Annotated in this window: 17 protein-coding genes, 5 tRNA genes and 2 pseudogenes; 12 read left to right on the forward strand and 12 right to left on the reverse strand. The window is 69.1% G+C overall.

The window, feature by feature from the left end; translation table 11 throughout:
- Positions 1–19 precede the first annotated feature (19 nt).
- On the forward strand, positions 20–1,093 hold the full coding sequence (gene purM, locus OG746_RS06040) for a phosphoribosylformylglycinamidine cyclo-ligase (RefSeq protein WP_266712302.1): 1,074 nt from the start codon (positions 20–22) through the stop codon (positions 1,091–1,093).
- A gap of 117 nt (positions 1,094–1,210) precedes the next feature.
- Here purM and OG746_RS06045 read toward each other — a convergent pair whose 3' ends face one another.
- Together OG746_RS06045 and OG746_RS06050 are read right to left on the reverse strand one after the other, a co-directional pair.
- Positions 1,211–1,474, reverse strand: coding sequence for a DUF3073 domain-containing protein (locus tag OG746_RS06045; protein WP_266712304.1), 264 nt, complete (start codon positions 1,472–1,474; stop codon positions 1,211–1,213).
- 263 nt (positions 1,475–1,737) lie between these two features.
- Positions 1,738–2,859 (reverse strand): Leu/Phe/Val dehydrogenase, encoded by a 1,122-nt coding sequence (locus OG746_RS06050; RefSeq protein WP_266712306.1) that lies wholly within the window; start codon positions 2,857–2,859, stop codon positions 1,738–1,740.
- Between the two features lie 234 nt (positions 2,860–3,093).
- Here OG746_RS06050 and OG746_RS06055 point away from each other — a divergent pair, with 234 nt between their 5' ends.
- Together OG746_RS06055 and bldC are read left to right on the forward strand one after the other, a co-directional pair.
- Entirely contained in the window at positions 3,094–3,954 is an 861-nt protein-coding gene (locus OG746_RS06055; RefSeq protein WP_266712308.1) for a DUF8083 family protein, read from the forward strand.
- A 487-nt stretch (positions 3,955–4,441) separates the two neighbouring features.
- On the forward strand, positions 4,442–4,648 hold the full coding sequence (gene bldC, locus OG746_RS06060; RefSeq protein ID WP_003949541.1) for a developmental transcriptional regulator BldC: 207 nt from the start codon (positions 4,442–4,444) through the stop codon (positions 4,646–4,648).
- 713 nt (positions 4,649–5,361) lie between these two features.
- Here bldC and OG746_RS06065 read toward each other — a convergent pair.
- Positions 5,362–5,436 (reverse strand) — tRNA-Asp (locus OG746_RS06065).
- Positions 5,437–5,530: 94 nt separating this feature from the next.
- On the reverse strand, positions 5,531–9,562 hold the full coding sequence (gene hrpA, locus OG746_RS06070) for an ATP-dependent RNA helicase HrpA (protein WP_266712310.1): 4,032 nt from the start codon (positions 9,560–9,562) through the stop codon (positions 5,531–5,533).
- 120 nt (positions 9,563–9,682) lie between these two features.
- On the opposite strand from hrpA, the gene OG746_RS06075 reads away from it, so the two are divergent.
- Positions 9,683–10,804: an ABC transporter permease gene (locus OG746_RS06075; RefSeq protein ID WP_266712312.1), complete on the forward strand. Its 1,122-nt coding sequence runs from the start codon at positions 9,683–9,685 to the stop codon at positions 10,802–10,804.
- Between the two features lie 58 nt (positions 10,805–10,862).
- Here OG746_RS06075 and OG746_RS06080 read toward each other — a convergent pair.
- The 4 genes from OG746_RS06080 to OG746_RS06095 form a co-directional block, all read right to left on the reverse strand.
- Positions 10,863–10,936: transfer RNA gene (locus OG746_RS06080), tRNA-Phe, on the reverse strand.
- A gap of 23 nt (positions 10,937–10,959) precedes the next feature.
- Positions 10,960–11,034, reverse strand: a tRNA-Asp gene (locus tag OG746_RS06085).
- Positions 11,035–11,083: 49 nt separating this feature from the next.
- Positions 11,084–11,156 (reverse strand) — tRNA-Glu (locus OG746_RS06090).
- 103 nt (positions 11,157–11,259) lie between these two features.
- On the reverse strand, positions 11,260–12,843 hold the full coding sequence (locus OG746_RS06095) for a metallophosphoesterase family protein (RefSeq protein ID WP_266712314.1): 1,584 nt from the start codon (positions 12,841–12,843) through the stop codon (positions 11,260–11,262).
- 58 nt (positions 12,844–12,901) lie between these two features.
- Here OG746_RS06095 and OG746_RS06100 point away from each other — a divergent pair, with 58 nt between their 5' ends.
- From OG746_RS06100 to OG746_RS06130, 8 genes and pseudogenes are all read left to right on the forward strand, one after another.
- Positions 12,902–13,252 (forward strand): metallopeptidase family protein, encoded by a 351-nt coding sequence (locus OG746_RS06100; protein ID WP_266712316.1) that lies wholly within the window; start codon positions 12,902–12,904, stop codon positions 13,250–13,252.
- A 193-nt stretch (positions 13,253–13,445) separates the two neighbouring features.
- Positions 13,446–13,985, forward strand: coding sequence for a hypothetical protein (locus OG746_RS06105; RefSeq protein ID WP_266712318.1), 540 nt, complete (start codon positions 13,446–13,448; stop codon positions 13,983–13,985).
- 232 nt (positions 13,986–14,217) lie between these two features.
- Positions 14,218–16,464 carry a DEAD/DEAH box helicase gene (locus OG746_RS06110; protein ID WP_266712320.1) on the forward strand — a complete coding sequence of 749 codons (2,247 nt, stop codon included), beginning with the start codon at positions 14,218–14,220 and terminating at the stop codon, positions 16,462–16,464.
- Between the two features lie 148 nt (positions 16,465–16,612).
- Positions 16,613–18,109, forward strand: coding sequence for an amino acid permease (locus tag OG746_RS06115; RefSeq protein ID WP_266712322.1), 1,497 nt, complete (start codon positions 16,613–16,615; stop codon positions 18,107–18,109).
- A 99-nt stretch (positions 18,110–18,208) separates the two neighbouring features.
- A tRNA-Lys gene (locus OG746_RS06120) sits at positions 18,209–18,281 on the forward strand.
- Positions 18,282–19,276: 995 nt separating this feature from the next.
- Positions 19,277–19,492: pseudogene (locus OG746_RS45530) on the forward strand (DUF1648 domain-containing protein); the annotation flags it as partial.
- Between the two features lie 9 nt (positions 19,493–19,501).
- Positions 19,502–20,278, forward strand: coding sequence for a DUF1648 domain-containing protein (locus OG746_RS06125; protein ID WP_266712324.1), 777 nt, complete (start codon positions 19,502–19,504; stop codon positions 20,276–20,278).
- A 1-nt stretch (position 20,279) separates the two neighbouring features.
- Positions 20,280–20,636, forward strand: a complete 357-nt coding sequence (locus tag OG746_RS06130; protein ID WP_266712326.1) for a GntR family transcriptional regulator — start codon at positions 20,280–20,282, stop codon at positions 20,634–20,636.
- Here the strand turns inward: OG746_RS06130 and OG746_RS06135 are convergent.
- From OG746_RS06135 to OG746_RS45600, 4 genes and pseudogenes are all read right to left on the reverse strand, one after another.
- Entirely contained in the window at positions 20,549–21,523 is a 975-nt protein-coding gene (locus OG746_RS06135; protein WP_266712328.1) for a sporulation-delaying protein SdpB family protein, read from the reverse strand. The two genes, OG746_RS06130 and OG746_RS06135, sit on opposite strands and share 88 nt — an antisense overlap.
- Positions 21,517–22,119, reverse strand: coding sequence for an SdpA family antimicrobial peptide system protein (locus tag OG746_RS06140; protein ID WP_266712330.1), 603 nt, complete (start codon positions 22,117–22,119; stop codon positions 21,517–21,519). The genes OG746_RS06135 and OG746_RS06140 overlap by 7 nt, the downstream gene beginning before the upstream one ends.
- Positions 22,120–22,203: 84 nt before the next feature.
- A complete protein-coding gene (locus OG746_RS06145) occupies positions 22,204–22,710 on the reverse strand; it encodes a sporulation delaying protein family toxin (protein WP_266712332.1) in 507 nt (168 codons plus the stop codon).
- A gap of 341 nt (positions 22,711–23,051) precedes the next feature.
- A pseudogene (locus OG746_RS45600) lies at positions 23,052–23,730 on the reverse strand (IS110 family transposase); the annotation flags it as partial.
- Positions 23,731–23,737: the final 7 nt, after the last annotated feature.

Below are 23,737 nucleotides of genomic sequence, written 5' to 3' on the forward strand. Positions count from 1 at the left end.
ACCCGAAAGATCCCAGGCAATGTCTGAGACCCAGCCCTCCGGTGCCTCCTACGCGTCCGCAGGCGTCGACATCGAAGCCGGCGACCGCGCCGTGGAGCTCATGAAGGAGTGGGTGAAGAAGACGCAGCGCCCCGAGGTCCTCGGTGGCCTCGGCGGCTTCGCCGGCCTCTTCGACGCCTCCGCCCTGAAGAAGTACGAGCGTCCGCTGCTCGCCTCGGCCACCGACGGCGTCGGCACGAAGGTCGACATCGCCCGTCAGCTGGGCGTATACGACACGATCGGCCATGACCTCGTCGCGATGGTCATGGACGACATCGTGGTGTGCGGCGCCGAGCCGCTCTTCATGACCGACTACATCTGCGTGGGCAAGGTCCACCCGGAGCGGGTCGCCGGCATCGTGAAGGGCATCGCCGAGGGCTGCGTCCTCGCGGGCTGCTCCCTCGTCGGCGGCGAGACGGCCGAGCACCCGGGCCTGCTGGGCCCGGACGACTTCGATGTCGCGGGTGCCGGTACGGGCGTCGTGGAGCACGACAACCTGCTGGGCCCGGATCGCATCCGTAAGGGTGACGCGGTGATCGCCATGGCGTCCTCCGGTCTTCACTCGAACGGGTACTCGCTGGTCCGCCACGTCCTCCTGGAGCGCGCGGGGATGGACCTGGGCGAGCACGTCGAGGAACTCGGCCGCACGCTCGGCGAGGAGCTCCTGGAGCCGACGAAGATCTACTCCCTGGACTGCCTCTCGCTCATCAGCACCACCGAGGTCCACGCCTTCAGCCACATCACGGGCGGCGGCCTCGCGGCGAACCTGGCCCGCGTGATCCCGGACGGCCTGCACGCCACGGTCGACCGCTCCACGTGGACCCCGGACCCGATCTTCGACCTGGTCGGGGAGAAGGGTCAGGTCGAGCGCCTGGAGCTGGAGAAGACGCTGAACATGGGCGTCGGCATGATGGCGATCGTGCCGCAGGAGTCGGTGGAGGTCGCCCTGGCGACCCTGGCCGACCGCGGAGTGGACTCCTGGGTGGCCGGCGAGATCGTCGACCGCGGCGAGCACACCACGGGCGCCGAGCTCACCGGGGACTACGCCAAGTAGTCCCCGTGGGGGCGCCCCCGCCCCCGTGCTTGGACAGCACAAAACCCGGTCCGGCGTGGTGACCACCCCGGACCGGGTGAAGTGCAGCGACTGTTAGGCCGCTGACGTGTTACGAGGTCAAGCGCCGCGGCGCTGTGACGAAGGACCGGACTCGCCGTCCTCGCCCTCGTCCTCGTCGTACGTATCCGCGTAGCGGGCGTACGGGTCGTCTTCCTCGTCGTCATCGTCGAAAGGCTCGCCGTTCGGCGGCTGATTCGACACTGGATCCGACGTGGATGCGCCTAGCTCGTTGGCCAGACGCGACAGGTCGGTCCCGCCGCTGTTGTACTTCAGCTGGCGGGCGACCTTCGTCTGCTTGGCCTTGGCCCGGCCGCGCCCCATGGCTCGACCCCCTCGGTGATGGGGCTTCATGGCCCCAGAGTCTTGACACGCGTACATGATCTGGAACGGACTCCCCGCAGGGAGACCGGTCCGTAGGGCTTCCACGGTACCTGAGCCCACGCCCATACGGTACGTCGCCCGCAGGACGCGCCTGCGCGCAGGACCAGCCAGGAGCCCTTTCCTCGCTGGTCAGCTGCGATTTTAACCTCTTCATGACGAGCGACCCGCCGAGGGGCGTGATGCTCGTTACGCGCCGGGCCCCATCAGCCCCTTCCGCGGGCCTCGGCCATCCGCTGCTCGGCGATCCGGTCGGCCGCGGCGGCCGGCGGAATCCCGTCCACCTTCGCACGAGCAAAGATGGCGAGCGTCGTGTCGAAGATCTTCGCGGCCTTCGCCCTGCACCGGTCGAAGTCGAAGCCGTGCAGCTCGTCGGCGACCTGGATGACGCCGCCCGCATTCACCACGTAGTCCGGCGCGTAGAGGATCCCGCGGTCCGCGAGGTCCTTCTCGACGCCCGGGTGCGCGAGCTGGTTGTTGGCCGCGCCGCACACCACCTTCGCGGTCAGCACCGGCACGGAGTCGTCGTTCAGCGCGCCGCCCAGGGCGCAGGGCGCGTAGATGTCGAGCCCCGCCTCCCGGATCAGGGCCTCGGTGTCGGCGGCGACCGCGACCTCGGGGTGCCGGTCGGTGATCTGCCGCACGGACTCCTCGCGGACATCGGTCACCACGACCTCGGCGCCGTCCTCCAGGAGGTGCTCCACGAGGTGGTGCCCCACCTTGCCCACACCGGCGATGCCGACCTTGCGGCCGCGCAGCGTGGGATCGCCCCACAGGTACTGGGCGCTGGCCCGCATGCCCTGGAAGACACCGAAGGCGGTGAGCACGGAGGAGTCGCCCGCGCCGCCGTTCTCGGGGGAGCGTCCGGTGGTCCAGCGGCACTCGCGCGCCACGACGTCCATGTCGGCGACGTACGTACCGACGTCGCACGCGGTCACGTACCGGCCGCCGAGCGAGGCCACGAACCGGCCATAGGCGAGCAGCAGCTGCTCGCTCTTCACCGTGTGCGGATCACCGATGATCACGGCCTTGCCGCCGCCGTGGTCGAGCCCGGCCATGGCGTTCTTGTAGGACATGCCGCGCGCGAGGTTCAGCGCGTCGGCGACCGCTGCCTCCTCGGAGGCGTACGGATAGAAGCGCGTGCCGCCGAGGGCCGGGCCCAGGGCGGTGTTGTGGAGGGCGATGACGGCCTTGAGGCCGCTGGCGCGGTCCTGGCAGAGGACGACCTGCTCGTGGCCGCCCTGTTCCGAGTGGAAGAGCGTGTGCAGGACGCCAGAGGCGCCGGAGGTGTCAGAGGTGGTGACAGCGTCGCCGGTCACATCGGTCACTGTGGTGACTCCCAAGTACATAGCGGCGGTTGGGCGGAATCCCGTGCGGGTGGCGGGCCTTCCGTCGGTGCTTGTGGGCAAGAGATTAGAGCGTGCGCGGGCCCGCCACGGCCGCGCCGCCAAGGATCACCCCCGCGCGCGCGTGGAGGCCGGAAGCACGGTCGAATCCCGCCGCGTCGCCACGTGGGACGATTTGGAGTGTTTTCCAGCTGGCGGGTGGGGGAGGGAGCAGCCGTGCCCAAGGTGTCCTCGGTGACCGTCCCGTACGCGGCGTATCTGCGCGTGTACGAACCCCTCGCAGCTTTCCCGCAGCCGGAGCGGGGCCATTGGGAGCGCTACGCGAAACGCGACAGCCTCCCCTCTTATCAGGATGAATTGCGCCGTTCTTTGGCTGATCTGTTGCCCACGCCACCGGTGCCCGTGCCGGTGCACGAGAGCGACGACGCGTTCGTGATCGTGATCGACGGGGTGGTGTGCGTCTGCCCGTGGCGCACCCGGCTGCGCGGCTGGCAGGCCCTGGACGAGTTGCCGGGCGAGCTGCCGGCCCCGGTCCTGGACGCGGCGATCCCCCCGGTGGTGCGCCGGCAGTCGTCCGCCGACTACGAGCGCTGGCTGGAGCGGAATCCGGACGCCCGCCCCTGGATCCGTACGTCCACGTGGCAGGTGCCGATCAACTGGTTCGTGCTGGTGTCGGACGACGAGCGCGAGTACGAGCCGAAGAGCGACGAGGACGGGGCGGAGGGCGTCGGCGTCCCGCGGCTCCGCTATCGGACTCCGATGGTGCAGGCGAGGCGCCGGGTCGCGCGGGGTCTGAAGGCGCTGAAGGACGCGATCGAGGAAGGTCCCCTGATCGACGGCCTGGTAGATGTGGGGCGTTGGCTGGAGGAGTTCCACCCCCGTTCGTACGTCGAGCTCGACTACGGCGGGCTCGTGCACGCCCTGCCGCAGGACCTTCTCGAGGACGACCACTCGGCGGCGGATGTCGCCGGGGGCATCGCGGCGCTGCGCGTCGGTGACGAGGACGGTGCGGGAGAGGCGTACGCGAGGCTTGTGGAACGCTGGCGGTCGGAGCGGGACCGGCAGTTCGCGAACTGAATCCCCAAGTGAGGGCGCTCACACCGACCTTCGGGACCTACGTCCTGATCCGGGCGTTTGCCTCAAGCGTGATGGACAGCACTTACCGGGACCTTGCGCCCATCACCCCTCCTCGTGCCAAAATAGGACAAGGAGTCCGGGGAGGGCTCCTTCCGTCCATCTAAGTCCAACCATGGACGGATTACTCAGCATTGCACTGCCGCTGGGGGGTCTGATGGCTCCTGATCGCTCTGTGACTGATCGTCACTGTGGCGTGACTGTCCGCTATGGCACGGTCCATCGGCTTCCGTCGCTGATGAACACCTGGGAGGGCAATTCCATCGGTTTGGCCGACGTGGCTGGACGGATGGTGTAGTTGTAGTGCCGAGGACAAGCCGTTCGTCCTATAACCGACTCGACTCGCGTCCGCCATTTCGGGCAACGCGGGTCAAGGTGCAGAATTTAGAGGAATGAACCGAGAAGGTTCGGTTCTCCGAGGAGGCCGCTCATGACCGCTCGCACCCCTGATGCCGAGCCGCTGCTGACCCCGGCTGAGGTCGCCACGATGTTCCGCGTCGACCCCAAGACGGTCACGCGCTGGGCGAAGGCTGGCAAGCTCACGTCGATTCGTACGCTCGGCGGACACCGCCGCTACCGCGAGGCCGAGGTCCGCGCACTGCTTGCGGGTATCCCGCAGCAGCGCAGCGAGGCCTGAGGCACCGCGCAACGCAGCAAAACGGGCGTTTTCGGGTCCCCCAACCCGGCGGACGCCCACCCATAGCTCCACTCGACGCGGGTCCTGCCCCAACAGGACTCCTTCTTATGAAGGCCGCCGAGGCGTCATCTCAACTGCCTCGCGCAAGCGTCATCCGATCGCGCTGGACTCCGCCGGGTCCAGCGCGATCTTTTTTGTGCGCGGGGGCCGGTTCCGGGCGGGGGTCCCTGCGCGTCCTTGTCGGACCTTGATCGATCTCTGTGGGATCCTGCCCAGGGCAGTGCAATTGCACATATTAAATTGAGCCGTTGTAGGGAGGGGGTAAGAAACGGTGTTTCCAAAACAACTTCGGTGACACCCGTCACACGCCCCGTCGCTTGTTGCAGGTGACGCCCTTGCGCTAATGGGCGCCGGCGTCGGTGTGCGTTCCTGCTCGCGTCGTCGACTCTCCCTAGGCTGCCACCAGTTGAGGGCGCGCAGGGTCGCCTTTGGTCACCCCTTCGAGGGTCTTTCGTCCCAACGCGGCTCACGGGCGCTCTCGCGGCGCTCCAGGGGCCTTCCTGGCGGGCCCCTGGAGCGCCGCGGGGGATGACGGGTACTCAGATGCCGGGCAGTCAGGCGCAAGCGGCCTCACGGGGCTGTGTGTCCGCGACTGTGTGTCCGCGAAACGAAAGAACCCCCGCACCGTACGGTGCGGGGGTTCTTCTTTACTGCGGTCCTGACGGGATTTGAACCCGCGGCCTCCACCTTGACAGGGTGGCGAGCACTCCAAACTGCTCCACAGGACCAGGTTTTGCGGCGCTTCTTGCTCGTTGCGCTGCGAGACAGGACTCTACAGCAGCGCAGGCCGTGCGGTCGAACTCACCGTGTGCGGTCGGCCGGTTACGGAACCTGGGCGTCGATTGCCTTCACGATCCGCTTGTCCGAGACGGGGTACGCCGTGCCCAGCGCATGGGCGAAATAGCTGACCCGCAGCTCCTCGATCATCCAGCGGATGTCGAGCACCTCCTGCGGCACGGGCCGCCCCTGCGGCATCTGCTCGAGCAGCCACAGGTACTCGTCCCGCATCTCGTGGACCTTCTCCATGCGGGTGGTGTCCCGCTGGACGCTGGTCGGCATCTGCTGGAGCCGGCGGTCGGCCGCGACGAGATAGCGCATCAGGTCGGGCAGCCGCCGCAGACCGGTGGCCGTGACGAAGCCCGGCTTCACCAGCTCGTTCAACTGGGCGCGCACGTCCTGGAGGTTGGGCAGCAGCACAGCGCTCTTCGTGGACTTCAGGCGGCGCTCGCAGGCCTGCCAGGCCGCCAGGACCTGCTGCACCTGGCCGACCGCCTTCACCGTGGTGTCGACGATCTCCGCGCGCACCTTGTCATAGAGCTTCCGGTGCGACTCCTCGTCCCAGGCGGGCCCTCCGAAGTCGCCGATGAGCTTGTCCGCCGCCGCCATCGCGCAGTCGTCGAAGAGCGCCTGGACGGAGCCGTGCGGATTCGCGGACAGGGCGAGCTTCTGCGCGTTGCTCAGCTTGTCCGAGGCAAACTTGCCCGGGTTCACCGGGATGTTGCGGAGGATGAGCCGGCGCGTGCCCTTCCACATCGCCTGCGCCTGCTCGGCCTCGCTGTCGAAGAGGCGTACGGAGACGGTGTCGCCGTCGTCGACCAGGGCCGGGAAGGCCTTCACCGGCTGGCCGGCGCGGCGGGTCTCGAAGACCTTCGACAGCGCCCCGACGCTCCAGTCGGTGAGGCCCTTGCGCTCCACGGACGGGCCGCCGGAGCGCTCGGCGGTGGCCTTGGCCGCCTGGGAGATCGCCTGCCGGGCCTTCGGCTTCAGCCGGAGCTTGAGCGCCTCCAGGTCCTTGTCCTCGGCGAGATTGCGGCGCCGCTCGTCGACGATCCGGAAGGTGATCTTCAGGTGGTCCGGTACGCGGCCCAGGTCGAAGTCGTCCGGGCTCACCGGGACGCCGACCATCTGCTGCAGCTCGCGCGCGAGCGTGACTGGCAGCGGCTCCTGCAGCGGCACCGCACGGTCCAGGAACGCCTTCGCGTAGTTCGGCGCGGGCACGTAGTTGCGGCGGATCGGCTTGGGAAGGGACCGGATCAGCTCGACGACCACGTCCTCGCGCAGGCCGGGGATCTGCCAGTCGAAGCCCTCGTCGGTGACCTGGTTGAGCACCTGCAAGGGGAGGTGGACCGTCACGCCGTCCGCGTCAGCGCCCGGCTCGAACTGGTACGTCACCCGGAACTTCAGCCCGCCCTGACGCCAGGAGTCCGGGTAGTCGTCCTTCGTGACCGCTTCCGCGGACTCGCGGATCAGCATCGAGCGCTCGAAGTCGAGGAGTTCGGGCTCCTCGCGCTTCTTCTGCTTCCACCAGGAGTCGAAGTGGGCGCCGGACACGACGTGTTCGGGCACCCGCTGGTCGTAGAAGTCGAAGAGGGTCTCGTCGTCGACGACGATGTCGCGGCGGCGCGCCCGGTGCTCCAACTCCTCGACCTCGGTGAGGAGTCGGCGGTTGTCGGCGAAGAACTTGTGGTGCGTGCGCCAGTCGCCCTCGACCAGCGCGTTGCGGATGAACAGCTCGCGGCTGACCTCGGCGTCGATCCGCCCGTAGTTCACCTTGCGCTGCGCGACGAGCGGGACGCCGTACAGCGTGACCTTCTCGTACGCCATCACGGCCGCCTGGTCCTTCTCCCAGTGCGGCTCGCTGTACGTGCGCTTGAGCAGGTGCTCGGCGAGCGGCTCGACCCACTCGGGCTCGATCTTCGCGTTGACGCGGGCCCAGAGGCGGCTGGTCTCCACGAGCTCCGCCGACATCACGAACCGCGGGGGCTTCTTGAAGAGGGCCGAGCCGGGGAAGATCGCGAACTTGGCGTTGCGGGCGCCGATGTACTCGTTGCGCCCGCGGTCGCGGCCCGCCTGCTTGGGGTCCTTCTGCGTGGACTCCTTGGACTCCTTCACGTCCTTCATTCCGATGTGCGAAAGCAAACCGGAGAGGAGGGAGAGGTGGATGGAGTCGTCGGCCGCGGGAGTGTCGGCGTCGTTGAGATGGATCCCCATCTGCTTCGCGACCGTCCGCAGCTGCGTGTAGATGTCCTGCCACTCGCGGATGCGCAGGAAGTTCAGGTACTCGCGCTTGCACATGCGGCGGAAGGCGGAGGAGCCCAGCTCCTTCTGCTGTTCGCGGACGTACCGCCACATGTTCAGGAACGCCAGGAAGTCGCTGGTCTCGTCCTTGAAGCGGGCGTGCTGCTGGTCGGCCTGCGCCTGCTTGTCGGAGGGGCGCTCGCGCGGGTCCTGGATGGAGAGCGCCGCGGCGATCACCATGACCTCGCGCACGCAGCCGTTCTTGTCGGCCTCCAGGACCATGCGGGCGAGCCGCGGGTCGACGGGGAGCTGGGCGAGCTTGCGGCCCTGCTCCGTGAGCCGTTTCCGTACGTCTTTCTGTGCGGGGTCCAACGCGCCCAGTTCCTGGAGGAGTTGGACGCCGTCGCGGATGTTGCGGTGGTCCGGCGGGTCGATGAAGGGGAACTTCTCGATGTCGCCGAGCCCCGCCGAGGTCATCTGGAGGATGACGGAGGCCAGGTTCGTACGGAGGATCTCCGCGTCCGTGAACTCCGGGCGGGACAGGAAGTCGTCCTCGGAGTAGAGGCGGATGCAGATGCCGTCGGACGTACGGCCGCAGCGGCCCTTGCGCTGGTTGGCGCTGGCCTGACTGACCGGCTCGATGGGCAGCCGCTGCACCTTCGTACGGTGCGAATAGCGGGAGATGCGGGCCGTGCCCGGGTCGATCACGTACTTGATGCCGGGGACCGTCAGTGAGGTCTCCGCGACGTTCGTGGCGAGCACGATGCGGCGGCCCGTGTGGCGCTGGAAGACGCGGTGCTGCTCGGCGTGCGAGAGCCGCGCGTACAGCGGCAGCACCTCGGTGCTGTGTGCGACAGAGCCTCCGGCGCGGGCGTACTTCTTCTCCAGTGCGTCCGCGGTGTCACGGATCTCGCGCTCCCCGGAGAGGAAGACCAGGACGTCGCCCGGCCCTTCCTTCTGAAGCTCCTCGACGGCGTCCGTGATCGCGGTGATCTGGTCGCGGTCGGAGTCGTCGCCGGCCTCTTCGAGGAGCGGGCGGTACCGCACCTCCACCGGATACGTACGCCCGCTGACCTCGACGATCGGGGCGTCCCCGAAGTGCCGCGAGAAGCGCTCGGGGTCGATCGTCGCGGAGGTGATGACGACCTTGAGGTCCGGGCGCCTCGGCAGCAGCTGCGCCAGGTAGCCGAGGAGGAAGTCGATGTTCAGGGACCGCTCGTGGGCCTCGTCGATGATGATCGTGTCGTACGCGCGCAGCTCGCGGTCCGTCTGGATCTCGGCGAGCAGGATGCCGTCCGTCATCAGCTTCACGAACGTGCCGTCCTGGTCCACCTGGTCGGTGAACCGGACCTTCCAGCCGACCGCCTCGCCCAGCGGCGTGTGCAGCTCGTCGGCGACGCGCTCCGCGACCGTGCGGGCCGCGATACGGCGGGGCTGGGTGTGCCCGATCATGCCGCGCACACCACGGCCGAGTTCGAGACAGATCTTCGGGATCTGCGTCGTCTTTCCGGAACCGGTCTCGCCGGCGACGATCACGACCTGGTGGTCGCGGATCGCCTCGGCGATCTCGTCCTTCTTCTGGCTGACCGGGAGCTGCTCGGGATACGTGACGTCGAGCGCCGCACGGCGCTCGCGACGGGTGTCCGTGCGGACGGCGGCCTTCTCGGCCTCCGCGTCGATCTCCGCGACGACGGCGGCACGCGCCTCCGGCTTACGGATCTTGCGGGCGCCTTCGAGCCTGCGCCCGAGGCGGTGCGCATCGCGCAGGGACAGCTCGGAGATCCGCCGCGCTACGGCGGCGAACTGATCGGCGGCGGGGGCAGGCTGCGTAGACATACGTCCTCAAGGATCTCACCTCGGGGAAATGTGTGGCGACCGATTTTGTGGCCGGTGCGCCGGGGCGGCCGGGGCCCGCGTCCGGATGTAGAGCGCCGACGCGTGGCTTAACGTGCGGATATGTCGCACTTGCCCGATGGGCCCGCACCGGACGACGCGCCCCCGCCGTCCCCGGAGAAGGAGCACCCGCCGCACGGCCAGCACGGGCGCCCGCTGAGCGGGGGCGAGCGCTGGTCCGGCTTCAAGGACTCACCGTTCTTCCCGGCGTGCGTGCTCGTCCTCATCCTGGCCGCGGCGGCCGCCCTGTTCGCCGGCTCGTACACGTACTCCATGGCGAACCCGACGCCGCACCACATCCCGACCGGCGTCACCGGGGAGCACGACGCCGCGCGGCGCAGCGCGTTCGTCGGGGCGATGGAGAAGGCGCTCGACGCGCAGCTCGACCTCAAGGTGTACGACTCCCCCGAGGCGGCCCGGGACGCTCTCGACGCCCAGAAGATCTACGCGGTCTTCGACGTGCGGGACAACGGCGCCCGCGTCCGCCTCGACGTCTCCGGTGCCTCCGGGGTCACCGTCGCCCAGGTCTTCGCCGAGGCGGCGCCCCCGGTCAGCAAGGCGACCGGCATCCCGGTGACGGTGAAGGACGTGAACCCGTTGCAGGGCGGGGACCCGCGCGGCCTCACGATCTTCTACATCACGCTCGCCGCGGTGATCATCGGCTTCGTCGGCGCGATCCAGCTCAGCGTGCACGCGCGCGGCCTCAACCCGGCCGAGCGGATCGCCTTCACGATCGCCTACTCGCTGCTCGGCGGGTTCGCGGTGGCGGCGGTCGCGGACTGGGGGCTCGGCGCGGTGGACCTGCCCTTCGTCGAGTCCTGGCTGATCCTCGCGCTGACGATGTTCACCTGCGGCATGGTCTTCACGATGTTCAACACGTTCTTCCACCGCTGGGCGATGATCCCGACCTGGGGCCTGCTGGTCCTGCTCGGCAACCCGGCATCAGGCGGCGCGGTGGCACCTCCGCTGCTGCCTACGGTGATCGGCCGCCTCGGCCAGTGGCTGCCACCGGGTGCCTCGTACAACGCCCAGCACACGGCGGTCTACTTCCAGGGCAACCAGCACGCCTTCCCGATTCTGGTGCTTGCCGGCTGGTCCCTGGTCTCCTGCGCCCTCTTCTGGTTCTGGCGCCATCGCCACCCGGGCGGCCGGGGCACGGGACCGCTGCACGCGGCACCCGTGTAGGACGTGCGGGAACCGGGAAACGCAATAGGCCCCGTCCGGAGACGGGGCCTAGTTCCTGTGGCTGGGGCCGGGATCGAACCGGCGACCTATCGCTTTTCAGGCGATCGCTCGTACCAACTGAGCTACCCAGCCACGAAGTTCACGAGGAACTTCAGCGGTCCTGACGGGATTTGAACCCGCGGCCTCCACCTTGACAGGGTGGCGAGCACTCCAAACTGCTCCACAGGACCTAGCTGTTGTGCGAGACAAGCAAGAGCAAGTCTCTCACACGGTTGTGCGTGCCCCCAACGGGATTCGAACCCGTGCTACCGCCTTGAAAGGGCGGCGTCCTAGGCCGCTAGACGATGAGGGCTATCGGCCCGCCTGCGCGCTTTGCAGCGCGTCGGGGACGTGAGAAGCATATGGGATGCAGGGAGCTATCGCCAAAACGGTTTACGGGGAGCTCTGCCCAAGGGTCAGGGGGAGCTCTCCCCAGGGCTCGGCGAGGGGGTCGCGCCGGGCTGGTTCTCCTGCGGCAGATGGCGGCTGACCTCCGCCTTCGTCAGGCCCAGACCACCCAGCCGGATCTCGTCCCAGGCCTGCAGGCGCTTGGTCGTGCGGTCCAGATAGAGGACCGAGGCCTCCACCGGGTCCGGCTTGCCGTCGTCCACCGCGCGCAGACCGCTGCCGCCGGTCGAGCCCTCGACGCGCAGCCGGGTGCCGAGCGGGAGCACGTCCATCTCCTGGTGGTGGATGTGCCCTGCAAGGACCAGCGGCACCTCGCCGTCCACCTCACGGGCCGCGGCCGGCTCATGGGCGAGCGCGATGTCGACCGGGGTGCCCGCCGCCCGCTGATCGCGCAGCGCGGAGGCGAGTCGGATGCCCGACAGGCGCTCGGCCGGATCGCCCTGCGCCTTCACCGCACGGTCCGGGGTGTACTGGGGGTCGCCCATGCCGGCGAAGCGCAGGCCCGCGACCGTGGTGGCCTTCCCGTCGTCGAGGACGCGGACGTTCTTGAAGCGCTTCCGGTCGGCGAGGTACTTCTGCGTCGCGTTCTTCGAGTCGTGGTTGCCGCGGATCCAGACGTAGGGCACGCCGAGGTTCTTGATGGGGTCCAGGAAGGCGTTCTCGGCCTTCGAGCCGTGGTCCATCGTGTCGCCGGTGTCGACGATCGCGGAGATCTTGTACTGCTCCACGAGCGAGGCGATGATCTTCCACGACGCCGGGTTGAGGTGGATGTCCGACACGTGCAGGACGCGGATCGTCGAGGGGTCCGGCTGGTACGTGGGGAGTGTGGACGTCGCGTCGTACAGCTTGGTCACGTTCGTGACGAGGAGCGCCAACTCCTTTTGGTACGCGTCGAATTCGGTCACGATCGAGCGCGCGCTGCCGACCACGGAGGGCGCCGAGGAGAGCAGCCCGGAGAACTTCGGCTCCAGGACGGACTCCGGGTTCCACGTCGCGTACGCCGTACCGCCCGAGGCCGCGAGCAGGGTGAGCGCCAGGCCGCCGGCGGCCAGGGCGCGGCGCGGGCGGCGGTAGACCACGAGGCCGAGCGTCGTGGCGCCCGCGAGCACCGCCACGCAGGAGCGCAGGGCCAGGTCGACCGTGCCGTGCTGGACGTCGCGCGCGACCTCGTCCTGGAGTCCGGAGAAGCGCTCGGGGTGGTCGACGAGGGCCTGGGCGCGGGCCGGGTCGAGGCGGTCCACGTCGACGTCGAGGCGGATCGGCGCGGTGTGCGAGTGCAGTTCGAGGGCGCCGAGCGGCGACACATTGATCTTCGTGCCGCCCGAGAAGGAGGGGCGCAGCGTCATCTTCGTGTCCATGGGCCCCACCGGCGTCCGCACGCTGCCGACGATCAGCAGGCCGAGCCAGGCGCCGAGCAGCACGACGGCGACCAGACCGAGCGCGCGTACGTAGGGGTGCGGCGGGTGGACCAGCTGGAGGACCGGGTGGGGATGCCGGTCGCGGTAGTGGCGCAGGAGCGCCGAGGGCGTCCCTCGAACGCTCCGTATACGGCGGCGGACTCCACGTATGGCGGCGACTGGCGAGCGGGCCATTGCTCCCGTATGCCCAAGTGCACGGGTGGATATGCGGGTTGTACCGGACAATGGCCGTGTGCTGGAGATGACGCGCGAGACGTTCGAGGAACTGGTCGCCGAAGCGCTGGACCGGATCCCGCCCGAGCTGACCCGACTCATGGACAACGTGGCCGTGTTCGTGGAGGACGAGCCGCCCGCAGAGGACCCCGAGCTGCTCGGGCTCTACGAAGGGACCCCGCTGACCGAGCGGGGCGAGTGGTACGCGGGGGTGCTGCCGGACCGGATCACCATCTACCGGGGGCCGACGCTGCGGATGTGCGAGTCGACGGAGGACGTGGTCACGGAGACCGAGGTGACCGTGGTGCACGAGATCGCGCACCACTTCGGGATCGACGACGCGCGGCTGCACGCGCTCGGATACGGGTGAGGCGCGGGGGAGACACGGGTGGGACGCGAGTGGGACACGGGTGAGGCCCCCGCACTGATTGTGGGGGCTTTGTGCGGTGCCGGCGCGGCGCGTGTCCTCGTACGGGAGACAGGAGTTGGGCACGGTACCCCCCCGTGGTGACCCCGGGTGACCCCGTTGGTGACCCCGTCTCGTGCACCGGAGGTGCCCGCCCGTGCGCCAGCTGTCCGTATCGCAACGCGCCCTGTCGCTCAGTGCGCTCCGTCTGGGCCGGTTGGCCGCGACCACCGTGGCCGTCGCCGCGGCCGCCGGCTGCATGAGCGTGGGCGCCGACGGCGGCGGAGCGCCCACCCACTCCCCGCCGCAGCGGGGCTCGGGCGCCGCGCCCGACGGCGGTGCCGCGGTCCCGGACGGCGGGGCGGACGTGGGCGCGCGGGTCGGGGATGCCTCGCCGATGCCCTCGCGGCGGCCCGCCTCGCCCGAGGACCCGGCCACGCCCTCGGCGGCCTCCCCCGACAGGCCCACGAAGGCGTCCGCCCCGCCCTCGGCGCCCACCTCGCCGTCCCGCAGCGCCTCGGAGCGGCCCTCGCAGCGGCCGAGCAGGCCCAGCGCGACCAGCACTCCTTCGCCCACGAAGTCGTCCCCCGCACCCTCGTCGTCCCCGCCGACCGCCGAGCCCTCGTCGTCGGCGCACGAGGAGACCGCGTCGGAGCGGGCGAGCGAACCGCGGCCGCAGGCCGGGGATCCGGCCTGACCGGGGACGGTGTGTGAGCCGGGTCTCAGCGATCCGGTTTGCCTCGGGGGGTGGGGGGTGCGTATGGTGGTAGATCGTTTGATCCCATTTGCCCGGCGCCGTTAAGAGAGCGCCGCGTGGCGCGTACTCTCCCTTGCCGTGGCTGGACCGCATTGAGGCGGTCGATTTGCTGAATTGCGAATACACGGAGTTGCGGGCGCGTGCCGAGACTCCGGAAGGTTTCGCATTTCGCATGTCCATTTCCACTGAGAACACCATCGACCAGGCCGTCGAGAACGACATCGACACCAACACGGTCGACACCAACACGGTCGACACCAAGACGGTCGACATCATCGAGAACGACGAGCCCACCCAGACGTTCGCCGACCTCGGTCTCCCCGAGGCCGTCGTCCGCAAGCTCGCGCAGAACGGTGTGACCACCCCGTTCCCGATCCAGGCCGCGACCATCCCGGACGCCCTGGCCGGCAAGGACATCCTCGGCCGTGGCCGCACCGGCTCCGGCAAGACCCTCTCGTTCGGTCTGCCGACGATGGCCCGCCTGGCCGGCGCCCGCAGCGACAAGCACAAGCCGCGCGCCGTCATCCTCACCCCGACCCGTGAGCTCGCCATGCAGGTCGCGGACGCCCTGCAGCCCTACGGCGACCAGGTCGGCCTCAAGATGAAGGTCGTCTGCGGCGGTACGTCGATGGGCAACCAGATCTACGCCCTGGAGCGCGGCGTCGACATCCTCGTCGCCACCCCGGGCCGCCTGCGCGACCTCATCAACCGCGGCGCCTGCGACCTGAGCAACATCGAGGTCGCCGTCCTCGACGAGGCCGACCAGATGTCCGACCTGGGCTTCCTGCCCGAGGTCACCGAGCTGCTCGACCAGGTTCCGGCCGGCGGCCAGCGCATGCTCTTCTCCGCCACCATGGAGAACGAGATCAAGACGCTCGTCAGCCGCTACCTGAAGGACCCGGTCTCCCACGAGGTCGACAGCGCCCAGGGCAACGTCACGACGATGTCGCACCACATCCTCGTCGTGAAGCCCAAGGACAAGGCGCCGGTCACCGCGGCCATCGCCTCCCGCAAGGGCCGCACCATCATCTTCGTCCGCACCCAGCTGGGCGCCGACCGCATCGCCGAGCAGCTCTGCGACGCCGGTGTGAAGGCCGACGCGCTGCACGGCGGCATGACGCAGGGCGCGCGTACCCGTGTCCTCGAGGACTTCAAGAAGGGCTACGTCAACGCGCTCGTCGCCACCGACGTCGCCGCCCGAGGCATCCACGTCGACGACATCGACCTGGTCCTGAACGTGGACCCGGCCGGCGACCACAAGGACTACCTGCACCGCGCGGGCCGCACGGCGCGTGCCGGCCGCACCGGCACGGTCGTCTCCCTGTCGCTGCCGCACCAGCGCCGCCAGATCTTCCGCCTCATGGAGGACGCGGGCGTCGACGCCGGTCGCCACATCATCCAGGGCGGCGCCGCCTTCGACCCGGAGGTCGCCGAGATCACCGGTGCCCGCTCCATGACCGAGGTCGAGGCCGAGTCCGCGGGCAACGCCGCGCAGCAGGCCGAGCGTGAGGTCACCGACCTGACCAAGCAGCTGGAGCGCGCCACCCGTCGCGCCTCCGAGCTGCGCGAGCAGGCCGACCGCCTCACCGCCCGCGCCGCCCGTGACCGCGGCGAGGACGAGGAGGGCGTGGCCGCGGCGGTCACCGCCGCTCAGGAGGCCGCCGCCGAGCAGGTCGCCCAGGCCGCGGCTGCCGCAGAGGCGCCGCAGCGCGAGGAGCGTTCGTTCTCGGACCAGCCGCGTCAGCGCCGCGACGAGCGGGGCAACTTCGAGCGCCGTGACAACCGTGGCGGCGACCGTGGTGGCTTCCGTCGCGACGACCGTGGCGGCGACAAGGGTGGCTTCCGTCGCGACGACCGCGGCGGCGACAAGGGCGGCTTCCGCCGGGACAACGACCGTGGTGGGCGCTCCTTCGAGCGTCGCGACAACGACCGTGGCGGCCGTTCTTTCGAGCGTCGTGACGACCGCGGCGGCGACCGTGGCGGCTTCCGTCGCGACGACCGTGGCGGCGACAAGGGCGGCTTCCGCCGCGACGACCGCCGGGACGGCGACCGTGGTGGCCGTTCTTTCGAGCGTCGTGACGACCGGGGCGGCGACCGCGGTGGCGACCGTGGCGGTGACCGGGGTGGCTTCCGCCGGGACAACGACCGCGGCGGCTTCAACCGCGACGACCGTGGCGGCCGTTCCTTCGAGCGCCGTGACAACGACCGTGGCGGCTTCCGCCGCGACGACCGTCCCTCGGGCCACCGGGGCAGCGACCGTCCGTTCAACCGCGACCGTCAGGGCGACCGCCCCTCCGGCGGCCACCGCCCCTACGGCCGTCGTGACGACCACCGTGGCGCCGGCTCGGGCTCCGGCTCCGGCTCGGGTTCGTCCTTCGGCCGCCGCGACGACAAGCCGCGCTGGAAGCGCAACGGCTGACCGTTCCTGAAGTGACAAGGCCGCGGCCCCACTCCCTCACGGGGGTGGGGCCGCGGCCTTTCCTCGTCACCGGGTAACCGGCACGCGTACGGGAGTTGGGCCTTGATCGTCCGCATGCCGTGCCCCCGGCGAGGGAATCGCTGGGGGCATGACAAGTGATGCCAGCGGAGCCACTGACGGGCAGCAGTCGGCCGTGGCCGCGGGCTCCGACGAGGAGCGCCTCGCCCAGCTCGGCTACACGCAGGTCCTCGCCCGCCGCATGTCGGGCTTCTCGAACTACGCCGTCTCCTTCACGATCATCTCGGTCCTCTCGGGCTGTCTGACGCTGTATCTGTTCGGCATGAACACGGGCGGTCCCGTGCTCATCACCTGGGGCTGGGTCGCCGTCGGCCTGATGACCCTCTTCGTGGGCCTGGCGATGGCCGAGATCTGCTCGGCGTATCCGACGTCGGCGGGGTTGTATTTCTGGGCGTACAAGCTCGCGCCGGAGCGCAGCGCGGCGGCGTGGGCCTGGTTCACGGGTTGGTTCAACGTGCTCGGTCAGGTGGCGGTGACCGCCGGTATCGACTTCGGCGCGGCGTCCTTCCTGGGCGCGTATCTGAACCTGCAGTTCGGCTTCGAGGTGACGCCAGGCCGCACGATCCTCCTCTTCGCCGGGATCCTGCTGCTGCACGGCCTCCTCAACACCTTCGGCGTACGCATCGTCGCGTTCCTCAACAGCGTCAGCGTGTGGTGGCACGTGCTGGGTGTCGCGCTGATCGTCGGCGCGCTCGCCTTCGTGCCGGACAGCCACCAGTCGGCGTCCTTCGTCTTCGGTGAGTTCGTGAACAACACCGGCTGGGGCAGCGGTGTGTACGTCGTCCTCATCGGGCTGCTGATGGCGCAGTACACCTTCACCGGATACGACGCGTCGGCCCATATGACGGAGGAGACGCACGACGCGTCCACGGCGGGGCCGAAGGGCATCGTCCGCTCGATCTGGACGTCGTGGATCGCCGGCTTCGTCCTCCTGCTCGGCTTCACCTTCGCCATCCAGTCGTATCAGGGGGCGCTGGAGTCCCCCACGGGCGCGCCGCCCGCCCAGATCCTCCTGGACGCCCTCGGCGCGACGGCCGGAAAGCTGCTGCTCCTGGTCGTGATCGGCGCGCAGCTGTTCTGCGGGATGGCGTCCGTGACCGCCAACAGCCGCATGATCTACGCCTTCTCGCGCGACGGCGCCCTGCCGTTCTCCCGCGTCTGGCACACGGTCAGCCCGCGCACCCGCACCCCCGTCGCGGCGGTCTGGCTCGCGGCGGCGGGCGCGCTGGTCCTCGGCCTGCCGTACCTGATCAACGTCACGGCGTACGCGGCCGTGACCTCGATCGCCGTCATCGGCCTCTACATCGCGTACGTCATCCCGACGCTGCTGCGGCTGCGCAAGGGCGACGCGTTCGAGCGGGGTCCGTGGCACCTGGGCCGCTGGTCGACGGTGATCGGTGTGGTGGCGGTGGCCTGGGTCGTCGTCATCACGATCCTCTTCATGCTGCCGCAGGTCTCCCCGGTCACCTGGGAGACCTTCAACTACGCCCCGATCGCGGTCCTCGTGGTCCTCGGTTTCGCGGGCACCTGGTGGGCGGTCTCGGCCCGGCACTGGTTCCTGCGCTGACGCTCCGTCCGGCGCGCGAGGACCGGGAAGCCGATACCCGATCGGCCTCCCGGTCTCGTCGGGCTATGCTCGGGGGTGCGTCGGCTCAGGTCGGCGTGTGGACCCTTAGCTCAATTGGCAGAGCAGTGGACTTTTAATCCATTGGTTGTGGGTTCGAGTCCCACAGGGTCTACAGGAAGTAGGTGGGGGATACCCCCTCTGACCTGCTACGCAGCGTCTGAGTCGGCATTGGTCGACTTGGGCGCTGCTTTGTTTTCGGGGGCCTGCGTGAGCGATGCGTGAGCGGATGGGGCGGCAGAGGTCGGTTGCGCGGCGGACTGAGTGGAAGACCCGATAGCCATCTGCCCACGCAGAGAGCGAAGACCATCGAGGAAGTCGGCGAGGTCGTTGATCACGGCATCGAGCTCATCGGCGGCGAGGAGGACGCCGTTGCCGCCCGAATTGAAGAGACTTCGGGGCCACTGAGGTAGGCCTCGTTTTGATGCCGGGACCGATGTGCTCGGTGTACGTATCCCCGTCGTCGTATTGGCTCACGACGCAACCGTCGGGCCTGCACCACGGGAAGTGACCGGGCTGGACGGACGGAGTCTCGGTGATCTTGCGGGCCGCCTCGACGAGAGGCTGGAGCGATTGCCGCCGGGACACGCGGTCGACTATGGCCTCGACGGAGTCGACGACAGGGATGAGGTTGTCGTTCCCTGGGCTGCGGACGGCTTCGGCCCAGAGGCCGTAGACCATGCCCCGGGTGACCATTGCGTGAGCTGGGCCCACAGCCTCCGTCGGTAGGTCGGCTGTGGCCAGAACGCCGTAGCCTCATCCCCCTCCGGCTGCGGCGGGCCGTTGTGCTGCCGTGAACATGGAACGGGGCCCGGCACGCAGCACGCGTGCCGGGCCCCGTTCCATGGGGGTGAGGGGACGTCTAGGCGTCCGGGTCGACGCCCTGGACTCGCTGAAGCCGAAGGAGCGCAATCCCGTGAAAGACCACGGCCAAGACCAATACGAAGAAGACGCCCGCCGATGGCACCACATGGTTGAGCCGGAGCAGGGGACTTGCCGGGCTTCCGGTGGAGCCTGTCGGCGTTCCTCGTTGCCATCCACTGGTCAAGTTCCATCGTGCGCGCTAGCCTCAAACTTGTTCTAGTTTTATGCGAACAATTAGGGGGTTGCATGGGACAGCGGGACGGGACGTCAAGGACGTCCGGGGTAGGTGAGTCGGGCCGACGCGGTGCGCTGCTTCCGCGGGTGCTCGTTGGAGTGCCGTGTGTGGTGGCTGCGGTGGCGGTGGGGGTGGTGTTCGCCCTGTCGTGGTCGAGTCTCCCCGACCCGATGGCCATGCATTTCGGGGCGGGCGGGGACTCTAACGGGTCGGGGTCGCCTGTGGCGGTGTTTCTGATGTCCGAACTGGTCCTGCTGTGCCTGGGGGTCGGGTTGTCTCGTAGCGCGGTGCGTGGGTCGCGTTCGTTGCGGGCGCTCTACATGACATCGGCGGCCAGCGCAGTGGGCCTGGGCTATCTGCTGAGTGTGGCCGTGCTGGTGAACGCCGGTGCAGACAGCGCGATCCATGTGCGGATGCCCATGTGGCATCTGGCGGTTGCCGTCGGTGCGGTCGTGGTGGTCGCCGGGGTGGTGCGGGTACTGACATCGGATGAGCTGCCGGAGGGGGCAGGGCATCCGAAGGAGTCCCGCAGCATCGGGCTGCGGCAGGGTGAGCGCGCCGTGTGGGTGCGCAGCATCGGGCCGCGATGGCTGGTCGGCGCGGGGCTGCTCGCCGCAGTGGCGGCTGTCGCTGCCGGGGGACTGGGATGGCACCCGGGCTACTGGCTGTGGCCGGTCGGTCTGTTGCTCGCTGCCTTGGCCGCCGCCAGGGTGACGGTCGACGGTGAGGGTTTGACCGTGCGGTTGCCGCTGTTGCGGGTCCCGCGGATCCAGGTACCGCTGCAGCGCATCGAGCGGGCATGGGTGGCACAGGCCAGGCCATTGCCCGACCTCGGAGGCTGGGGCTATCGGATCACTCAGGGCCGGCGTGGCCTGGCCCTGCACGCAGGTGAAGCCGTGTGGCTGGACCTCGACGACGGCAAGCAGTTCGTCGTGGTCGTGGACGACGCGGCCACGGCCGCAGGGCTGCTGGGCGACCTGCTGACGGCGGCAGAGGACCGGCGGAGCGGCTGAGATGCTCATCAGGATCGACCCGGGCTCCTCAGCCCCCTTGGGAGAACAGATCGCCGCGTCGGTGCGGCGCGCGCTGGCGGACGGCGCCATCGCCACCGGCGAACGACTGCCCGCCGCCCGGGACGTGGCGCAACTGCTCGGGGTCAACGTGCACACTGTGCTGCGCGGCTACCAACAGCTGCGCAGTGAGGGGCTGATCGACCTGCGCCGAGGGCGCGGTGCGGTGGTGGTCGCCGCCCCGGCGCGGGCGAGGCTGCAGATGGCTGCGGCTCAGCTGGTGACCGAGGCCCGCGAGGCAGGCTTCTCCGAGTCCAGGACCATCGAGTTGCTGCGCTCGGCCTGGACCGGGGGCTCTTGACCCGGATCCTCATCCGTACGTGGCTGCCGGAGCTGCAATTCCCCGCCCAGCGGCAGGCACAACAGCAGCAGTCCCGCCCACATGGCCAGCGCGAAGCTCCACAGTCCCATCATCAGGGCGATGCATAGGTGGAAGCCGAAGCCGGCGACGAGTACCACGTACCGCTTGCGCTGGGAGAGCAGCAGCGTGGCTGCCAGGGAGATCTCGATGAACAGCGGCACCCAGGTCATCACGGCGACCCCGACAGGGTTGGCGAGCACCGGACCGGTCAGCATGTGCAGCCATCCCGACGGGCCGAATGCCAGACTGTTGCCCCAGTACCACATGCCGGTGCCGTCGGCCCATTCCGGATGCGACAGCTTGGAGATGCACGCCTGGAAGTACACCACTGACATCTGGAGGCGCAGCACGACAAGGGCCGTGGTCCCGGCAAGGAGTACCCAACGTGCCTGCGGGCGTTCTGGGTCGGCGCCTGCCCAGTGCCAGCGACGGCGGTCGCCGAGCGCGGGCAGCAGCAGGAGCAGGGTGAGCACAGCGGTCATCTGGTCGCCGCCGTCACCGATGGCGATGCCGGTGAACACACTGAAACTGACGTAGGCATGTGGCAGTGCCGTCAGCCGGGGCTGCCAGCCGCTGGCCACCACGAGCAGGACCAGCACACAGGCCCATCGCATCCAGTCCAGTTGATCGTGGCCGGCCAGACAGAAGGCGCCGCCGGCTTCCACGCCGCGACAGGACGGGTGGTCGCCCTGGAAGGCGACTGGGCGGAAGAGTGTCGCGGAGTCGCTGAAAGCCAGAGTCAGCAGTGTGCCGAGTGCGAGAAGAGTGCGGGCCAGACCGTAGACATTGGTCCAGGGCGCGGGGATGCGTACCGACGTGTTCAGCATGTGACGTCCAGGACGGTGAGACGGTCGGGGGTGTGTGTACCCGGAAGGAGGTGGCGCCACGCGAACGGCACCGGCTTCTGCTCGACCAGAGCGACCGTGCCGCACAACGTCGGCTCAGGAGTGCGATTGGTGACATGTCCGTGCCGCGTCGCACGCCCCAGACACGCTTCCAAATCCCGGTCGCAGGCCGTCCAACGCAGACTGCGGGCCTTGGAGAGCAGCAGCGCCATCTCGATGCCTTGCGAGCGCGAGCGGCGGTTCACCCCGAATGCGTTGTGCGGGGCGCCATGCGGGGCGAGCAGCCGGTCCTGCCAGACGCCGTCGCGCAGGACGAAGGGCTGTAGTTCGCTCTCGCGTGGCGACTTGGTGAAGAAGCTCCATCCCTGCGGAGCCAGCCGGTTGACGGCGGGCGCCATCGCCGTCTGCCCGGGAAAGGTGAGGACATTGCCCGGCAGGTGGATCTGGGCCACGTACAGCACTGGCACCAGCCAGGCCACGGCAGCTAGCACCACCCAACGACGGGTGAAGCGAACGAAGGAGAGTGCTTCCCCCACAGCCAGCGGTAGTCGGTCCTGCCAGTCCTTGAGCCTTGCCATGCCCTGTGTGTCCTTCCCGCTTGCCCTGCTGCCGGGGATGCGGCAGGCAGCCGGGCAGCTGCCTGCCGCAAGGTGGTCAGTGCGTCAGATGACGCGCAGCTGCTCGGTGAACCGGGCGATCTGCTGGTCACTGCGTTCCGGGGCGGGCGATGCGGCCGAGGAGCCCCACCAGAAGTTCAGCTCCAGTACCACGTTCGCCTGGGTGGCAGCGTTGATACCGGCCACTACGTTGACGAACGCACCGACGTTCACGGTGACCAGGCAGGTGGGGCTGTTGGCATCGTCCTGGGATTCCACTTTGGCCACCTTGGCCACCTCGGCGGCGCCGTTCTCGACAGCCGCCTTGACGCGGAAAGGGTTTCCGCTGCGAATGTCGGCGGAGAAATCGCTGAAGAATGTAGGCGATGACTTGTCTATCGCGGCGGTGAGATCCGCGATCGCCTTGTGAGCCTCCGCCGTGTCGTTCTTCTGGAGCTGGCCCGACTCGTCACCGATGTAGGCGTCGCTCTTGAGGAGCTTCGCCCCGACGTCACCCTGACCGAAGTACAGGCCGTTGAACAGGGTCTTTCCGTCGGCCTTGGCGTCGGCCACCTTCACGGGGGCTGACGCCGGTACCGACGAGGCCGACGTTGAGTCGGCTGCGTACGACGCCGTGACAGCTCCGCCGGCCAGGAGTGCGCCAGCGACCACAGCACCAACAATGGATCTATGCATGCCGAATTTCTTCTCCTCTTAATGCGAGAGCGGCGCGTTCCGGTACGCGCCGCCGGGACATGGAATTCGCTTTCCAAACATCAAGGAATCGGCCCCTCCGGATACGTTGGACAAATGGGGTAATTGTATAGATTGTATAAACTGGGGAGGCGGAATGGATGGTTCCCTAGTGAGTTCCTAACTTTTTACGGCAGCTGATTTGGCTGGGAACGTGGGCGCCCATCAGTCAGGTCGGCCAGGATGCGGGCGCCGGTCCTGACCGCGACCCCGGGCATGGAGGCCAGGACCTCTCCGGGGGGTGGGCACCCAGCAGCGCGGCGATGCGCATCTCCAGCATCTCGCGGCGCTTGAACAGCACGGCGAGGGATTCCGCCAGGCCGGAGACGATCTCGGCGGCCGAGCCGGTGCCGGGAACGGTCACCGTCTGCTCGGCCAGCGCGGCGGTGATCTGCTCGGCCAGGTCCAGGGCACTGCGCATGCGTGGTGCGGCCGCGAGCATGACCTCGGTCAGCCGGTCGTCGCCCGCCCCTCCGAGGGCGGCCGGAGAGGGGTAGGCCTGCAGCAGGGCCAGCACGGCTGGGTGGCGCAGGCGGGGCCCCAGGACCGGTTCGAGGGCCGGGTGGCATCACCGGCGAGATCGTCGTCGTGGCCCAGGACCATGGTCAGTTCGGCGCGGAGGTCCTCGGTGACGTCGAGGGAGTGCAGCAGGTGGGGCAGGGTGCGGGCGGCGTCGGCGATGACTCGTGCGTCGCGAGCGTCGGTCTTGCCGGAGCCGGGCTGCAGGTCGGCCAGCCGCCGCATGGACAGGCCCGGCAGGTAGGCCACTTCGCAGCCGTTCGCGCGGGCTACGGCGATCGTCAGGGTGCCGATGGAGGCCCCCTGGTCGACCACGACCAGGGGGGCT

The sequence above is a fragment of the Streptomyces sp. NBC_01016 genome, assembly GCF_026341035.1.
GTDB lineage: Bacteria > Actinomycetota > Actinomycetes > Streptomycetales > Streptomycetaceae > Streptomyces.

Excerpts from the sequence above, each read along its gene's own strand:
- purM (WP_266712302.1), top strand. The coding sequence starts at position 20 with ATGTCTGAGACCCAGCCCTCCGGTGCCTCCTACGCGTCCGCAGGCGTC.
- OG746_RS06045 (WP_266712304.1), bottom strand. The coding sequence starts at position 1,474 with ATGGGGCGCGGCCGGGCCAAGGCCAAGCAGACGAAGGTCGCCCGCCAG.
- bldC (WP_003949541.1), top strand. The coding sequence starts at position 4,442 with ATGACCGCTCGCACCCCTGATGCCGAGCCGCTGCTGACCCCGGCTGAG.
- hrpA (WP_266712310.1), bottom strand. The coding sequence starts at position 9,562 with ATGTCTACGCAGCCTGCCCCCGCCGCCGATCAGTTCGCCGCCGTAGCG.
- OG746_RS06075 (WP_266712312.1), top strand. The coding sequence starts at position 9,683 with ATGTCGCACTTGCCCGATGGGCCCGCACCGGACGACGCGCCCCCGCCG.
- OG746_RS06095 (WP_266712314.1), bottom strand. The coding sequence starts at position 12,843 with ATGGCCCGCTCGCCAGTCGCCGCCATACGTGGAGTCCGCCGCCGTATA.
- OG746_RS06110 (WP_266712320.1), top strand. The coding sequence starts at position 14,218 with ATGTCCATTTCCACTGAGAACACCATCGACCAGGCCGTCGAGAACGAC.
- OG746_RS06115 (WP_266712322.1), top strand. The coding sequence starts at position 16,613 with ATGACAAGTGATGCCAGCGGAGCCACTGACGGGCAGCAGTCGGCCGTG.
- OG746_RS06125 (WP_266712324.1), top strand. The coding sequence starts at position 19,502 with ATGTCCGAACTGGTCCTGCTGTGCCTGGGGGTCGGGTTGTCTCGTAGC.
- OG746_RS06130 (WP_266712326.1), top strand. The coding sequence starts at position 20,280 with ATGCTCATCAGGATCGACCCGGGCTCCTCAGCCCCCTTGGGAGAACAG.
- OG746_RS06135 (WP_266712328.1), bottom strand. The coding sequence starts at position 21,523 with ATGCTGAACACGTCGGTACGCATCCCCGCGCCCTGGACCAATGTCTAC.
- OG746_RS06140 (WP_266712330.1), bottom strand. The coding sequence starts at position 22,119 with ATGGCAAGGCTCAAGGACTGGCAGGACCGACTACCGCTGGCTGTGGGG.